A 14,675-nucleotide genomic window follows, 5' to 3' on the forward strand; every position below is an offset into this window, starting at 1 on the left:
GTACGGCCCGGACCTAGCGACGGCGCCGGGCCGTACCGAAGAGGGACCGGGTGATCTCGCGGCCGATCCCGGTGCCGACCGAGCGGGCCAGCGACCGGAACACACCGCTCTCGACGACCTGTTCGAGCATGGACTCGTCCCGCTCGCGCCCGGTCCCCCGCCCGCCGCGCGGCGTCCTTTCGCCCTCGGACTCCCGCCCCGGTTCGGGACGCGGCCGCGCGGTGCGCTCCGCCGCCCGCTGGAGCTTCTCGTACGCCGACTCCCTGTCCACAGCCTGTGCATAGCGTTCGAACAACGGGGAGCCCGTCACCGCCCGCTCCAGGCCGGCCGGGTCGACCGGGCCCATCAGCGACTCCGGCGCCCGCAGCCGCGTCGCCGCGACCGGTGTCGGGGCACCCTCCTCGCTGAGCACCGTCACCACGGCCTCGCCCGTGCCCAGACCGGTCAGCAGCTCCTCCAGGTCGTAGGCGGAGTCCGGGAAGGTCCGCGCCGTCGCCTTCAGCGCCCGGTGGTCGTCGGGGGTGAAGGCGCGCAGCGCGTGCTGGACGCGGTTGCCGAGCTGGGCGAGGACGTCGGCCGGGACGTCCTTCGGGGTCTGCGTGACGAAGAAGACCCCGACGCCCTTCGAACGGATCAGCCGCACGGTCTGCGTGACCGACTCCAGGAACGCCTTCGACGCGCCGCTGAACAGCAGGTGCGCCTCGTCGAAGAAGAACACCAGCTTCGGCTTGTCCACGTCCCCGACCTCGGGCAGATCGTGGAAGAGGTCCGCCAGCAGCCACATCAGGAAGGTGGAGAACAGCCGCGGCTTGTCCTGTACGGCGGGCAGCTCCAGCACGGAGACCACGCCCCGCCCGTCGGCGGCGGTCCGCAGCAGCTCCGCCGTGTCGAACTCCGGCTCGCCGAAGAAGGCGCCCATGCCCTCCGCCTCGAACGCGGTCAGCGAGCGCAGGATGACGCCCGCGGTGGCCGGGGACAGCCCGCCGAGGCCTTTCAGTTCGGCCTTGCCCTCGTCGGAGGTGAGGAAGGCGACCACCGCGCGGAGGTCCTTCAGGTCGACCAGTTCCAGGCCCTTGCCGTCGGCGTAGTGGAAGACCAGGCCCAGCGACTGCTCCTGGGTACGGTTCAGCCCGAGCGCCTTGGCGAGCAGCAGCGGGCCGAAGCCGGTGACGGTGGCCCGGACGGGAATGCCGTGCCCGTGGCCGCCGAGGGCGTAGAACTCGGCGGGGAAACCGGCCGGCGTCCAGTTCTGGCCCACCTCGGCGGCCCGGGAGCGCACCTTGTCGCCCGCGACGCCCGGCGCCGAGATGCCGGAGAGGTCGCCCTTGACGTCGGCGAGGAACACCGGCACGCCCTGCGCGGACAGCTGCTCGGCGATCAGCTGGAGGGTCTTGGTCTTGCCGGTGCCGGTGGCGCCCGCGACCAGGCCGTGCCGGTTGAGCACCGGCAGCGGCACGCGGACCCGCGCGTCGGGCAGGCACCGGCCGTCCCACAGCAGGGCGCCCAGGTCGAGGGCCGGCCCGTCGAAGGCGTACCCGGAGGCGATCTCCAGGGCCTGCGCGGGGAGTGCGGAAGCGTGTCCGGGCGCCTCGGGCGCGGTGGGGGGCGGGGTCTCGCGGTCGCTCATGGCAGCCCTCTCACATCGGCCCGGCACGGGGCCCCGGTTTCCGTTTCGCCCCGGTTCACGGCATCTTTTCCAGCGTCGCACTCGCTCTTCATGGCTGCGCCCGGAACGTCGGGACCGGTAGGCTTTCCGTGTGATCTTCAAGCGCATCGGAAACGGCCGGCCGTACCCCGACCACGGCCGGGACAGCACCCGGCAGTGGGCGGACGTGGCGCCGCGCCCGGTCCGCCTCGATCAGCTCGTCACGACCAAGCAGCAGCTCGACCTGGAGACGCTGCTCGCCGAGGACTCGACCTTCTACGGCGACCTCTTCGCGCACGTCGTGAAGTGGCAGGGCGACCTCTACCTGGAGGACGGCCTGCACCGCGCGGTCCGCGCGGCCCTCCAGCAGCGCCAGGTGCTGCACGCGCGCGTGCTCGAACTGGACTGACCCGCCCGCGGGGCGTTCTTGGCCCTTTCGGGTTCTTTCACCTCCCCCGCGCGGCGTCGACTGATCATCTAATAGGCATCGCCGCCGGGGCGCACTACGCTGCGCTCATGAGCATGCTGACTCCCCCCGGCATGGGCGGCCAGTACCGCATCACGGGGGACAAGTACCCGCGGATGCGCCGGCCCCGCAGGCGCGGCCGGATCGCGCTGCTCGTCACCGCCTCCGCCGCGGTCCTCGGCATGCTCGGCTGGGGCACCCTGCAGCTGATCGACGTCTTCACGGGCGGCGGCGAGGCCTCCGCGGTCGCCCCGAAGGCCGCCTGTGCGACCCGGAGCCCGTCTCCCGGCGCGAGCCCGGCCGCCGCGAAAGCGGTGCCGAAGCCCGGCGCGATCACCGTGAACGTGCTCAACGCCACCACCCGTACCGGCCTGGCCAAGAAGACCGCGGACGAGCTGAAGAAGCGCGGCTTCCGCATCGGGGACGTGGGCAACGCGCCGAAGGAGTACGACAAGAAGGTCAAGGGCACCGGGATACTCCTCGGACCCGCCGCCTCCCTCGACACCTCGCTGCCGGTGCTCGCCGCCCAGCTGCCGGCCGCGGAACGCCGCACCGACGCCGGCCGCAAGGGAGCCGCCGTGGACCTCATCCTCGGCGACGCCTTCAAGAACCTCGCCCCCGAGCCGGACGCGGACCGGGCGGTGGCCACCCTGACCGAGCCGAAGCCGACGGCCACGGCGTCGAAGAGGACCTGCTGACCTCCGGCACGGACCGGGCCGCGCCGCCCCGCACCTGAGTGATCGCCCCGGCGGCCCCGGCCGCACCCGGCCTCACGGGCCGGCCGGCCAGAGCCCCACGGCACCGACCGGCCGAACCCCCGGCGGAACGCGCCGGTCAGAGCACCGTCCTGCCGGAGCGGACTGCCGGACCGGACCGCCGGGCCCCCAGCGGGGCACGTCGGCGCCGGAGGGACCTGCCGGGCTACTCCGCCGAGCCGTACATCCGGTCGCCCGCGTCGCCGAGGCCCGGGACGATGTAGCCGTGCTCGTTGAGGCGCTCGTCGACCGAGGCGGTGACGACGGTGACCGGCGTGCCGGCCAGCTCGCGTTCCATGACCTCGACGCCCTCGGGCGAGGCCAGCAGCACCACGGCGGTCACGTCGTCGGCGCCGCGCTTGATCAGCTCCTGGATCGCCGCGACGAGGGTGCCGCCGGTGGCCAGCATCGGGTCGAGGACGTAGACCTGGCGGCCGGACAGGTCCTCCGGCATCCGGGTGGCGTACGTCGAGGCCTGGAGCGTCTCCTCGTTGCGGATCATGCCCATGAAGCCGACCTCGGCGGTCGGCAGCAGCCGGACCATGCCCTCCAGCATGCCGAGCCCGGCGCGCAGGATCGGCACCACCAGCGGACGCGGGTGGGAGAGCTTGACGCCGGTGGTGCGGGCGACCGGCGTCTGGATGTCGACCTGCTCGGTGCGCACGTCGCGCGTGGCCTCGTAGGCGAGCAGGGTGACCAGCTCGTCGGCGAGACGGCGGAAGGTCGCGGAGTCGGTGCGCTGGTCGCGCAGCGTGGTGAGCTTGTGGGCGACCAGGGGGTGGTCGACGACGTGGAGACGCATGCCCTAACAGTAACCGCGCCCGCGGACCCCTTCCGATCGTCGTCCGCCCGTCGCCCGCCCGTCGTCCGCTCGGCGCACAGTGGCGTCAAACCGCCCGTCCGGGGGAAGGTGGGAGGGACGGACTGGGAGGTGTGCCTGTGCCCGAGCTGCCGGACCTGCCCGCGCCCGACCCGTCGGGTGATCGGCCGGACGAGGGGTCCCGACCGGAGACGGACGCCGAGCGCCGCCGCCGGCGGGCGCAGTTCCTGCGGGAACTCGCCGAGGCGCGCGCACTCCGTGACCGCGTCCAGCCCCGCCGCGCGAAGGTGGCCCGGCTGCGCCACGCGATGCGTATGCGCACGTTCCGCTGGTAGCCGTCCCCCTCCGCCCACCCGTGGGAAGAACCGCGCCGCGAACGGGCGTTGTGGGGGTGGGCGTGCGTGACCGGTGCCGAAAGCCGCGTACGATCCGCAGGTGGCGGCAACGAGTCTGCTGGTGAGTCGTTCGCGGACGTGCGATCAAAACAGCCGGACACAGGGAGCCGAAGACGTCCCCTGAACGCTTAGTTTCTGCCACGATTCCGAGTGGGTGGGGCTCGGAGCCCTGAACTCCCCGCCCGAAACCTCCGCCGGGGGGACCCCCAACCGGCACGCCTATGACCAGTGGGAGAGTCACGGTGTACTTCGCCGCACTGCTCGCGCGCACCGAAGACGGGTGGGAAGCGAGCGACACAGAGCTCGACGATGTGGAGACCCTGTCGGATCTGGCCGACCTGGCCCGGGAAGCCTCTCCCGACGAGGACACGGTGCTCGTCCTGATCGAACAGGAGGACGCCTGGTTCGGCGTCGTCCGGGTCGACGGCGAGGACGACCCCCGGATCTACGTCTCGGAAGCCGCTGCGGCCGCCCGCAGCAGCTACGGCGAGATCCTGCTCACCGACGAACTGCTCGGCCGGGAGCCCGGCGACGACGACCCCGACCTCGACGCCCTCGACCTCGACGGCACCGAGGACGGCGAGCCGGAGACCTTCGACGCCGAGGCCGCCGACACGGCCGGCGGCACCGCCGGTGAGACGGTGCCGCACGGTCCGGTCGGCGACGCCGGCCTCCTGGAGGACCTGGGCATCGACGCGAAGGAACTGCGGGCCCTGAAGGGAGACGCGCTCAACTCGATCGCCGACGCCCTGGGTGCCGCGGACGTCCTGGAGGCGGTGCGCTGACCGCCTCCCCCGACACCGGCGGCGCACCGGACCCCGTGGACCCGGTGCGCGACCGCTGGCACCACGCCATGCGCCTCGCCCTGGACGAGGCGCACCGGGCCGCCCGGGGCGGAGACGTCCCGGTCGGCGCGGTCGTCCTCGGCCCGGACGGTACGACGGTGCTCGCGACCGGCCACAACGAGCGCGAGGCCACCGGCGATCCGACCGCGCACGCGGAGGTGCTGGCCATCCGCCGGGCCGCCGCGCGGCTCGGCGACTGGCGGCTGTCCGACTGCACCCTGGTCGTCACGCTGGAGCCCTGCACGATGTGCGCGGGCGCCCTCGTGCAGTCCCGGGTGGACCGGGTGGTCTACGGCGCCCGGGACGACAAGGCGGGCGCGGCCGGCTCCCTGTGGGACGTCGTCCGCGACCGCCGGCTCAACCACCGCCCCGAGGTGATCGAAGGCGTGCTCGCCGAGGAGTGCGCGCGCCTGCTCACGGACTTCTTCCGCGCCCGCTGAGCGCCGTGAGCCCCCGGTGACTCCCGTGCGCGGGGCAGGTGCGGGGCGCGTGCCGGGCGGCCCCCGGGAAACGGATTTCGGACCACGGCCCGGCGTGCTGTAAGGTCTCCCTCGGTAGCGTGTCCGAGCGGCCGAAGGAGCTCGCCTCGAAAGCGAGTGTGGCGCAAGTCACCGAGGGTTCAAATCCCTCCGCTACCGCCAGCGAAACCCCCTGAGCACCCCCGGTGCCCAGGGGGTTTTCTCGTTCCCCGGCCCGGCCGGCGCCCCGCGATACGCGGCCGATGCGGGCACGGTGCGATCCGATAGCGGCGGCGATACCCGCCTCGCGGAAGCTCGACGCGTCCAGTCAGCGCACGAGGTCTTCGAGAGCGGGGGCGAGATGACGACGCCGGCCGACGGGCGGACGAACGGCACTGTGGTGCAGAAGTACGGCGGCAGTTCGCTGGCCACGGCCGGGCAGGTGCGCGCGGTGGCGCAGCGGATCGCGGCGGTCGCCGCGACCGGGCGGCGGGTCGCCGTGGTGGTGTCGGCCCAGGGCAAGACCACCGACGAGCTGCTCCGCGCGGCGAGCGAGATCAATCCGCGGCCCGACGGGCGGGAGCTGGACCAGCTGCTCGCCACGGGCGAGGCCGCCTCCGCCGCGCTGATGGCCATGGCCCTCCAGCACACCGGGGTCCCGGCGACCGCCCTCTCCGGGGCGCAGACCGGCATCCTCGGCTCCGGGCCGCACGGCTCCGGCGTCATCGCGGCCATCGACACCGAACGCATCGACCGGCTGCTCGACCGGGGCCGGGTGGTGGTGATCGCCGGGTTCCAGGCGATCGGCGCCGAGCTGGACATCATCACGCTGGGCCGCGGCGGCTCGGACACCACCGCGGTGGCCGTCGCCGCCGAACTGGGCGCGCGCCACTGCGAGATCTACACCGACGTGCCCGGCGTGCTCACCACCGATCCGCGGCTGGTGCCCACCGCCCGGCTGCTGCCCGAGCTGGACATGGACGTGATGGCGGAGATGGCCTTCGCGGGAGCCAAGGTCATGCACTCGCGCGCCGTCGAACTCGCCGCGCTGTGCGGGGTCGACATCCACGTCGGGCACGCGGCCGGCTCCGGCATCGGGACCCGCATCCTCACACGAGACGGAGAGAGCATGCTTGAGACCCGGACCGCCGTCGTGGCGGTCGTCCACGACCAGGATGTCGCACGGGTCACCGTCCGCACCACGAACGGCCGGGAGCACGCGGCCCTCAGCGTCTTCCGCGCCCTGGGCCGGCAGGCCGTGCCGGCCGACATGACGACGGTCCTCAAGGAGAGCGACGGCGGCCACGCGGTCGCCGTGACCGTCCCGCACAACCGGGTGGAGGCGGTCCGCCGGTCGCTCGCGGACCGCGCGGAGGCGGTGGCCGTGGACACGTCCGTGGCCAAGGTGTCCATCGTCGGCACGGGACTGCTCAGCCGCCCGCAGTACGCCGAGCGCATGCTCTCCGTCCTCACCGGCCGCGGCATCCACGCCGGTGCGCTGTCCGCCTCCCAGTCGCGGGTGTCGGTCACCGTGCCCCGCGGCGAGGTGGAGCGGGCCGTACGGCTGCTGCACACCGAGTTCGGGCTCGACGCCGCGCAGGGCAGCGGTCCCCTTCCGCTGGCGGCCCGGCCGTGACCGGCAGGCCGGCGGCCGCCCCCCGGCGGTCGGGCCCCGCCCACCGTTCCGCGAAACCACTGGAGATTCGATGAACGCCTATCTGCCCTTCGCCCGCAGGCTGCGGCTCCAGCGGCTGCACCGCCACACCCCGGACCGGCTGCTGATCGTGCCGCTCGACCACTCGGTCACCGACGGCCCCGTCACCGGCGGGAACCGGCTCAACGCGCTGGTGGGCGAGCTGGCATCGCACCACGTGGACGCCGTGGTGCTGCACAAGGGATCGGTGCGGCAGGTCGATCCCGAGTGGTTCACCCGCACCTCGCTGATCGTGCACCTGAGCGCCAGCACCATCCACGCGCCCGACCCGAACGCCAAGTACCTGGTCTCCAGTGTGGAGGAGAGCCTGCGGCTGGGCGCCGACGCGGTCAGCGTGCACGTGAACCTGGGCTCGGACGCGGAGGCCCGGCAGATCGCGGACATGGCGGCGGTCGCCGAGGCCTGCGACCGCTGGAACGTGCCGCTGCTGGCGATGATGTACCCGCGCGGGCCCAAGATCGGCGACCCGCGCGACCCGGCCCTCGTGGCCCACGCGGTCCAGCTCGCCGCCGACCTGGGCGCCGACCTGGTCAAGACCCTCTACGTCGGCTCCGTCGCCGAGATGGCGGACATCACCAGGACCGCGCCGGTCCCGGTCGTCGTGGTCGGCGGCCCCCGCACCGACGACGAGGCGGCGACCCTCGCCTACGTCGAGGAGGCCCTGAGCGCCGGCGTGGCCGGTGTCGCCATGGGCCGCAACGTGTTCCAGGCCCCCGACCCAGGGGCCATGGCAGACAAGCTCTCCGACCTGATCCACGGCGGGCGGGCGGTCCGGCAGGACGGCCCCGCCAAAGGAGCCGTTGCCGCCTGAACCCGGCGCGGACAACGCGCATCGCACGCCGTACCGCCCTACTCACCCTCCGAAAGGTACGTCCATGAAGATCAGCTGGCTCGACATCCGTTCGCTCGGTGAGGCCCGCGACGCCATCGTCCAGGAAGCGCTCCACCACCGCGTGGAGGCGATCGTCGCCGACGACGTCGCGGACCTGAAGGACCTGCCGCCCACCGTGACCAAGGTGCTCTTCCCGCAGGGCAAGCCGCTGCCGGAGGACTTCGGCGACGCCTCGGTCGTCATCGTCGACCCCGCCCGGCACGGCGCCACCCCCGCCGAGCTGGCGCTGCGCCACCCCGACGTGGAGTTCGGGCGGTTCGTGGAGATCATCGACGCCCCGACCCTGGAGGACGCCTGCGAGTCGGCGCGCACCGAGAAGTGGAGCGTGCTGCTGTTCCGCGACCCGACCAAGATCCCGCTGGAGATCGTGATCGCCGCGGCGGCCCGGTCCACCGGCTCGCTGATCACCGTGGCCCAGGACGTCGAGGAGGCCGAGATCATCTTCGGCGTGCTGGAGCACGGCTCGGACGGCGTGATGATGGCCCCGAGGGGCGTCGGTGACACCGCCGCGCTCAAGCGGGCCGCGGAGGCCGACGTGCCCAACCTCAACCTGGTCGAACTGCGGATCGTGGAGACGACCCACATCGGGATGGGCGAGCGGGCCTGCGTGGACACCTGCACGCACTTCCGGGAGGACGAGGGCATCCTGGTCGGCTCGCACTCCAAGGGCATGATCCTCTGCGTCAGCGAGACCCACCCGCTGCCGTACATGCCGACGCGTCCGTTCCGGGTCAACGCCGGCGCCATCCACTCGTACACCCTGGGCAAGGACGAGCGCACCAACTACCTGAGCGAGCTGAAGGCGGGCAGCAAGGTGACCGCCGTCGACGTCAAGGGCAACACCCGGCTCGTCACCGTCGGCCGGGTGAAGATCGAGTCCCGTCCGCTGATCTCCATCGACGCCGAGGCGCCGAACGGGCAGCGGGTCAACCTGATCCTCCAGGACGACTGGCACGTGCGGGTGCTCGGCCCGGGCGGCGCGGTGCTCAACAGCACCGAGCTGAAGCCGGGTGACACCGTGCTCGGTTACCTGCCGAGCGAGGACCGGCACGTCGGCTACCCGATCGACGAGTTCTGCCTGGAGAAGTAGCACCGAGGCGGGCCGGGAGTCTCCCCCGCTCCCGGCCACCGCCCCCGGCCGCGCCGCCCCACCGGGGCCGGCGTGGCCGGGGGCGTTCTCACGCCCGCGCGGCGGTACGGCGGAACGCCGCGGCCGCGAGGACCACGGTGACGGCGCCCGTCACCCCGGCCAGCGCGAAGGCGGGGAAGCCCCACTCCTCGCGCCCGCTCGCGATGAGGACACCGCCCAGCCAGGGGCTGAACACCGCGCCCAGCCGCCCGACGCCGCTCACCCAGCCGAGGCCGGGCGCCCGCAGCGTCTCGGGGTAGAGCCGGCCGGCCACCGCGTAGACCATCGTGGAGGCGCTGTAGAGCCAGACGCCGGTGACCGTGATCAGGACGTACGTCACGGGTACCGGCAGCCGCACGGCGAGCAGCAGCAGGGCCGCGGCGGTGAGCAGGAACCAGGTGCCGGACACCGCGACGGGGCCGAACCGCACGGCCACCGTGCCGGCGATCAGCATGCCCACGATGCCGCCCGCGTTGACCGCCATGAGCAGGCCCACGGAGGAGCCGACCCCGTAGCCGGAGGTCCGCATCAGCTGGGGCAGCCAGGTGCTCACGCCGTAGACGAGCATCAGTCCGCACGCGGAGGCGGTCCACAGCAGCACCGTCGGCCACCGCCAGCCGGGGCCCACCAGCCGCCGCACCGCCGCCGCCCGGCCCGCCGGGGCGCCGGTTCGGGCGGGGGTCTCGGTGGGGGCGGGGACGCCGTAGCGGCGGGCCGTGGCGGCGGCGCGGGCGTGTTCGCCGCGGACGCGCAGCGCGGTCGGGGACTCGGGCAGGTGACGCAGGAGCAGCGGTACGGCGACGACGGCGGGCAGCACACCGGCGGCGAACGCCCAGCGCCACCCGTACTCCGGGGCCACGGCCAGCCCCAGCCCGGTCGCGGCCATGCCGCCCGCGTGGTAGCCCGACATCAGGATGCCGGTGGCCAGCGCGACCCGGCGGGCGGGGGTGAACTCGGCGACCACCGCGAGGCAGACGGGGATGAGCCCGCCCAGCCCGAGGCCGGTGAGCAGCCGGCCGGCGGCGAAGACGGGAACGCCGGGGGCGAGGGCGCAGACGCCGGAGCCGAGGGAGAAGGCGAGGACGCAGCCGACCAGGACCGGGCGGCGCCCGAGCCGGTCGGTGAGGCTGCCGCAGCCCAGGGCGCCGAGCAGCATGCCGAAAGTGGTCCAGCTGCCCACGGTCCCGGCGCCGGACGCGTCCAGGCCGAACTCCGGGTCGTCGAGCAGGTACGGCAGCGCGGCGCCGTAGACCATGACGTCGAAGCCGTCGAAGAAGACGGCCGTCCAGCACAGGGCGAGCACGGACACCGCGGTGCCGGTCGCGGGCAGCAGCCGGGCCGGGCGTTCGCGGTGCGGGGCGAGAGGCGAGGTCGAGGAGGTCATGGGTCTCCGTCCTGACGGGATGACGGGATGACGGGGGGACGGGGTGACGGGGTGACGGGGGGGATGACGGGGGTCGGGGGGACGGGGCGGTTCGGGCGAGTGGGTCAGGCGACGTCGTACGGGTGACGCGGAGCGGGTGACGCGGGGCGGCGATGTGAGGCGGGCACAGACACGGCGGCGCCGGACCCCGGCGGGTGTCCGCCCGGGTCCGGCGCCGCCGGATGGCCTACTTGTCGTACCGGTACCACTTGGTGTGGTCGATGAGGTCGCGGGGCGTCATGGTGTGCCACGGGCCCAGCGGGGTGTCGATGTCGGGGACGTCCTTGGTGTCCACGAGCGGCAGGTAGTGCGGCACGTCGGGGTTGCGCTCCTGCCACAGGGCCCAGCACCGGTCGATCATGCAGTGGTTGAGGAAGAAGACCGGGTCGTTGGGCGAGCCGATGTACATCATGTGGCCGCCCACCCAGACGTGCCCGGCCGCGTGCAGCTTGCCGACCTTCTCCTCCCAGGGGAACTTGGTGTAGCCCTCCAGGTGGTTGCGGAAGCTGTTGTACGGCGCCTCGCCGCCGGAGGTGTGGTTCCACGGCGGGCAGTCGTAGACCGGCAGCGCGAGGGTGTCGTCGAGTTCCTTGGGCGTGGGCAGCTTGTCGGTGAGGGTGCCCATGTCACGGACGAGGTAGTCGCGCTCGTCGTGGGTGTAGTTGCCGTTGAGGGCGGGGTTCTCGTCGCCGACGGGCACCACGCTGACGTTGAGCACCCAGCCGTTGTCCCGGGCGAACGGGCCGGTCATCACCCGGCGGTCGCCCGGCCGGCCGTTGCCGCCCATGAACTCCTCGTCCCACAGCGGGGAGTCCTCACCGTGGTCGATGGTCCAGTCCCAGTACGGCAGGGTGACGCGCGGGTCGACCTTCTGCAGGGCGCGCTCGAAGCGCAGCAGGTACTGCCGGTGCCAGGGCAGGAAGCCGGGGTTGATGTGGCCGAGCCGCTTGCCGGTCTCCTTGTCCAGGTAGTCCACGGAGTTGATGCGTATGTGCAGGTCCACGAACTTGTCGTAGATCCCTCTGCGCTTGATCTCCAGGACCGCGTTGACGAAGCGGCGCTTCTCCTCGGCGGTCATGTCCAAGTGGTTCTTGCGGATGTGCACCATGACGGGTCCCGTTCGGAAAGAGAGGGGTCGGACGTTGACCTGGGCGGCGGCTCAGACCGTGGTGACGTGGGAGTGGGTGCCGTGCCCGGCCGGCAGGAGGGCCGCTCCGCGCAGCTCCTCGACGGCCCGGCGCGCGGCGTGCAGCGGGGTGGGCGCCATCTCGTAGTGGCACATCGAGCTGAGGTAGGCGTCGTCCGCGAACTTCATCAGGTGCAGCGGACGGCCGTCGATGAAGACGCCGCCGCCGGCCGCGGCGGACGCGACGCGTATGGTGCGCCCCTGGTACCGCTCGGTGTACTCGGTGTCGTCGGCGGTGCCGGCCGGGCGCGCGTCGGCGGCGGTGCCGGACGGCTCCTGATCGGCGGCCCCGGTGACGAAGGGGACGGCGGCGGCCGCGGCGGCCAGGGCCGCGCCCGCGGTGAGCTTGACCATCTCACGGCGCTCGATTGTCATGATCATGACCTTTCTGTGGATCGGCTGGACACGAGGAGGCGAGGAGGGCGAGGGGGGACGAGGGGAAAACCGGGCGGTGCCGCGGTCAGGCGGCGGTCGCCCCCGCCCCGGACACCACGACGCCCTTCGGTTCCAGCAGGAACTGGGTGTAGTTGTCGTCGTGCGGGATGCCGGGGACCGCGGTCCACGGCAGGACGGCGCCGCGGGTCACCTTGCGCACGCTCGGCTCCCGGATCACCGCCTCCGCCAGCTCCGCACGGGCGGTCAGCAGGTTCAGCACGAGCGAGTCCCGCAGCGGCGCCACCCCGTCGGCCTCCGTCCAGGGGGCGACGACCACGAACGGGAACGGCAGCTCCACCCCGACGGCCGGGTGGTCCGCCCGGTCGGCCGCGAGCACCACCGGCCGCAGCAGGAACGATCCGTCGGCCAGTTCGACCACCGGGCCCGAGCCGTCGATCCGGGCCGAGTGGTCGACCAGGCCCTCCCGCACCGCGTCGAGCTGCCGGCGGATCCGCTCCGCCCGCTCCCGGTCCGCGACCAGGAGCGTGGCGCCCCGCTCCGTCGCCGGCACCGAGGGCAGCTCGGCCAGCCGCCGGGCCAGCCGTTCGGCCACCTCCCCGACCGGGCGGGTGGTGAGCACCGCGGACAGGTTGGTGCACCGGGTGCCGCCGTCGAAGGAGGCGGACACCGCCAGGTGGTCGATCACCGCGTCGTCGGGCTCCACGTCCACGAACGCCTTGGTCCTCCCCGGCCCGCGCACCGCCACCGAGTCCTGCCCCTGCCACCGCCGCACCGCGCTGTCGCCGCCGTAGACGATCCCGCGGTCGGCCTCGCGCAGCAGGAACTCCCCGGTCTGGTGCGAGGCGGGCAGATAGGCCACCTTGTGCGCGGGCAGACCGGCCGCGAGCAGCGCCCGCATCAGCCGCCGGGCCGAGAAGGGGTCGCGGCTGCCGGGCTTGACGGCCACGCTGTAGCCGTGGAAGAGCGCCTGCGCCCAGGTGACGTTGGGCACCGGGTGGTTGCTCGCCATCACCGCCGCGAAGACCCGGCCCCGCGGCACCCAGCGGGTCTCGAAACCCTGCCCGAAACCGGTGCGCGGCAGCTCCGCGGCGGTCGTCTCGGGCAGCTCCCGCAACTCGGCCACCAGGTCGGCGACCGCCTGCTCGATCGCCGCCGCGGTCAGCCCGGTGGCGTGCGCCACGCGCGCGGCGTAATCCTGCGGGCTCTCGCCCTCCAGCGTGGCCGTGGCGAACAGCTCGGCGGCCTTGGCGAACACGTCCTCGCCGGGGGGCCGGCCGTCAGCGCGCTCCCGCAGCTCCCGCAGCGCCGCCAGCGCCATCAGCCGCGGCGCGGTGCCCACGTCGGCGAGGTCACCGCCGCGCACGTCCGGCACCCGGGTGCGGTCGGAGCTGGTCAGCGTCCGGCCGCAGACGAAGGGGTCGACGGTCACAGGGCTCGCGCCGGTCATCAGTAGACCCCCTCGATCACGCGTACGTCGTCCAGTCGGCGGTAGGTCTGCACGTCCGCGAGTCCCTCCACCGGGGAGCCGGGCCGGGCGGGAACGCGGATGGCGCTGTCGCGTTCCAGCACGTTGGGCAGGAACATCTCCTCGCTCACCAGGTGCAGCCGCACCCGGCCGCGCTCCCCGTCGGCGACCGGCCGACCCTCGTCGTCCACCAGTTCGAGACGGGTGGTCTCGGGGAACGGCTCGAACACGCACCGGTGTTCGTCACCGGGGACGGCCGGCCGCTGCGGAGCCACGCCCATCAGGCTGTTGCCGTAGATGCCGACGACCGTCGCCTCCGGGAAGAACACCTCCTCCAGCTGACGGAGGTTCTCGGCGCTGATGGACGTACCGGCCCAGAGGACGGCGCGGACCTTGGCGCGGACCGCCTCGTACAGCGCGGGGCGGGCGCAGATGGCCTCCAGCAGCGGGGGCGTGGTGTTGAGCACCGCCACGTCCTGGGTGGCGAGGATGGTCTCCGCCTGGTCCAGCAGATGCTGGACGTACTCGTCGGCGTCCGCCTCGCGGCCCTGCGCGAGCAGCCGCTTCACCCAGCGCGGGTCCAGGTCGACGGTGTGGAAGAGCCCGTTGCCGAGCGCGGCGTAACGGGAGACGTCGTAGCCGATCACATGGGGGCCGCTCGGGCCCAGGTGCAGCCAGTCGCCCTCGGCGGGCACCCCGGCCTCGATGAGGCGCTGCCGCGCCCAGACCAGCATCCGCGCACGGTAGCCGCCGTCCACGATGCGCTTGGGCGACCCGGTCGTCCCGCCGGAGTCGTAGACCCGGAACGGCCGGTCCGCCAGGCCGCGCGGGATCAGGTCCCGCACGGGCACCTGGCGCAGCTCGGCGCTCACGTCGGGGAACCGGGTGAGGTCGGCCAGGCCGTGCACCTCGGTGAGCGGGTCGAAGCCGAGCGCCGGGCGCTTGGCGAGCCAGAACGGCGACCCGGTGTCCTCCCCGAAATGCCAGGCCACCGTCTTCCGTACATGCAGGTCGAATGCGGTGTTCGTGACTGTTGTCGTCATGGCTGGATGCGCTCCTCAACGCGGAAAGGCGCCGACCCGTCCA

At 73.3% G+C, this 14,675-nt stretch carries 15 protein-coding genes and 1 tRNA gene; 9 read left to right on the plus strand and 7 right to left on the minus strand.

The window, feature by feature from the left end; all coding sequences use genetic code 11:
• Positions 1 to 13 precede the first annotated feature (13 nt).
• Positions 14 to 1,627 carry a helicase HerA-like domain-containing protein gene (locus AB0K92_RS07665; protein WP_365920398.1) on the minus strand — a complete coding sequence of 538 codons (1,614 nt, stop codon included), beginning with the start codon at positions 1,625 to 1,627 and terminating at the stop codon, positions 14 to 16.
• A 130-nt stretch (positions 1,628 to 1,757) separates the two neighbouring features.
• On the opposite strand from AB0K92_RS07665, the gene AB0K92_RS07670 reads away from it, so the two are divergent.
• Together AB0K92_RS07670 and AB0K92_RS07675 are read left to right on the plus strand one after the other, a co-directional pair.
• Positions 1,758 to 2,054, plus strand: coding sequence for a type II toxin-antitoxin system VapB family antitoxin (locus AB0K92_RS07670; RefSeq protein ID WP_003991361.1), 297 nt, complete (start codon positions 1,758 to 1,760; stop codon positions 2,052 to 2,054).
• Positions 2,055 to 2,185: 131 nt separating this feature from the next.
• Entirely contained in the window at positions 2,186 to 2,809 is a 624-nt protein-coding gene (locus tag AB0K92_RS07675) for a LytR C-terminal domain-containing protein (protein WP_365920740.1), read from the plus strand.
• 223 nt (positions 2,810 to 3,032) lie between these two features.
• On the opposite strand, the gene upp is transcribed toward AB0K92_RS07675, so the two are convergent.
• Positions 3,033 to 3,668, minus strand: coding sequence for a uracil phosphoribosyltransferase (gene upp, locus AB0K92_RS07680; RefSeq protein WP_086167719.1), 636 nt, complete (start codon positions 3,666 to 3,668; stop codon positions 3,033 to 3,035).
• A 155-nt stretch (positions 3,669 to 3,823) separates the two neighbouring features.
• On the opposite strand from upp, the gene AB0K92_RS07685 reads away from it, so the two are divergent.
• From AB0K92_RS07685 to griH, 7 genes are all read left to right on the plus strand, one after another.
• Positions 3,824 to 4,021, plus strand: coding sequence for a DUF4461 domain-containing protein (locus tag AB0K92_RS07685; RefSeq protein ID WP_166005025.1), 198 nt, complete (start codon positions 3,824 to 3,826; stop codon positions 4,019 to 4,021).
• Positions 4,022 to 4,323: 302 nt separating this feature from the next.
• Entirely contained in the window at positions 4,324 to 4,866 is a 543-nt protein-coding gene (locus AB0K92_RS07690; protein WP_365920742.1) for a hypothetical protein, read from the plus strand.
• 68 nt (positions 4,867 to 4,934) lie between these two features.
• Positions 4,935 to 5,366, plus strand: coding sequence for a tRNA adenosine(34) deaminase TadA (tadA, locus tag AB0K92_RS07695; RefSeq protein ID WP_365920744.1), 432 nt, complete (start codon positions 4,935 to 4,937; stop codon positions 5,364 to 5,366).
• 113 nt (positions 5,367 to 5,479) lie between these two features.
• Positions 5,480 to 5,567 (plus strand) — tRNA-Ser (locus AB0K92_RS07700).
• A gap of 178 nt (positions 5,568 to 5,745) precedes the next feature.
• Positions 5,746 to 7,020, plus strand: a complete 1,275-nt coding sequence (locus AB0K92_RS07705; protein WP_365920400.1) for an aspartate kinase — start codon at positions 5,746 to 5,748, stop codon at positions 7,018 to 7,020.
• 70 nt (positions 7,021 to 7,090) lie between these two features.
• Positions 7,091 to 7,909, plus strand: a complete 819-nt coding sequence (griI, locus tag AB0K92_RS07710) for a 2-amino-4,5-dihydroxy-6-oxo-7-(phosphonooxy)heptanoate synthase (protein ID WP_365920402.1) — start codon at positions 7,091 to 7,093, stop codon at positions 7,907 to 7,909.
• Positions 7,910 to 7,973: 64 nt separating this feature from the next.
• Positions 7,974 to 9,080: a 3-amino-4-hydroxybenzoic acid synthase gene (griH, locus tag AB0K92_RS07715; RefSeq protein ID WP_365920404.1), complete on the plus strand. Its 1,107-nt coding sequence runs from the start codon at positions 7,974 to 7,976 to the stop codon at positions 9,078 to 9,080.
• Between the two features lie 88 nt (positions 9,081 to 9,168).
• Here the strand turns inward: griH and AB0K92_RS07720 are convergent, their stop codons facing one another.
• The 5 genes from AB0K92_RS07720 to AB0K92_RS07740 all read right to left on the minus strand — a co-directional run bounded on the left by AB0K92_RS07720 (position 9,169) and on the right by AB0K92_RS07740 (position 14,632).
• On the minus strand, positions 9,169 to 10,503 hold the full coding sequence (locus AB0K92_RS07720) for an MFS transporter (protein WP_365920406.1): 1,335 nt from the start codon (positions 10,501 to 10,503) through the stop codon (positions 9,169 to 9,171).
• A 226-nt stretch (positions 10,504 to 10,729) separates the two neighbouring features.
• On the minus strand, positions 10,730 to 11,650 hold the full coding sequence (gene griF / locus AB0K92_RS07725; RefSeq protein ID WP_365920408.1) for a grixazone synthase: 921 nt from the start codon (positions 11,648 to 11,650) through the stop codon (positions 10,730 to 10,732).
• Between the two features lie 51 nt (positions 11,651 to 11,701).
• Positions 11,702 to 12,103, minus strand: coding sequence for a tyrosinase family oxidase copper chaperone (locus AB0K92_RS07730; protein WP_365920410.1), 402 nt, complete (start codon positions 12,101 to 12,103; stop codon positions 11,702 to 11,704).
• Positions 12,104 to 12,188: 85 nt separating this feature from the next.
• The gene (locus tag AB0K92_RS07735; RefSeq protein WP_365920412.1) at positions 12,189 to 13,571 is read right to left on the minus strand and encodes an aldehyde dehydrogenase family protein; all 1,383 of its coding nucleotides are present in this window, start codon (positions 13,569 to 13,571) and stop codon (positions 12,189 to 12,191) included.
• Positions 13,571 to 14,632 (minus strand): AMP-binding protein, encoded by a 1,062-nt coding sequence (locus AB0K92_RS07740; protein ID WP_365920414.1) that lies wholly within the window; start codon positions 14,630 to 14,632, stop codon positions 13,571 to 13,573. The genes AB0K92_RS07735 and AB0K92_RS07740 overlap by 1 nt, the downstream gene beginning before the upstream one ends.
• Positions 14,633 to 14,675: the final 43 nt, after the last annotated feature.

The sequence above is a fragment of the Streptomyces sp. NPDC052687 genome, assembly GCF_040678395.1.
In the GTDB taxonomy this organism is placed as follows: domain Bacteria; phylum Actinomycetota; class Actinomycetes; order Streptomycetales; family Streptomycetaceae; genus Streptomyces.